General features: G+C 71.8%; 1 protein-coding gene. It reads right to left on the reverse strand.

Features of this window, described 5'->3' with window-relative positions; genetic code table 11:
* Positions 1 to 15 precede the first annotated feature (15 nt).
* The coding region (locus KVT37_RS33045; RefSeq protein WP_217579107.1) for a hypothetical protein at positions 16 to 234 on the reverse strand (219 nt) is incomplete at its 5' end.

A 234-nucleotide genomic window follows, 5' to 3' on the forward strand; every position in this document is an offset into this window, starting at 1 on the left:
CGCCTGCCGGCAGCGTCAGAGCCGGTAGCGTTGCAGGCTCTCCTTCACCACCGCCGAGCCCCGGGTGGCGACTTCGGCATAGGCGGGGTTGCGCAGCTCCTGACGCAGGGCGGTCAGGGTGTGGCGCGGCATGTCGGTGGCCACCAGATTGGCGACCCAGCGCGGCAGCGCGCCGCCCGGATCGGAGCTGGTGGTCAGCGTGATTTCGGTGCGGGTGGCGGAAACCGGACGGAC

It is taken from the genome of Mesorhizobium sp. GbtcB19, from assembly GCF_019091085.1.
GTDB lineage: Bacteria > Pseudomonadota > Alphaproteobacteria > Rhizobiales > Rhizobiaceae > Mesorhizobium.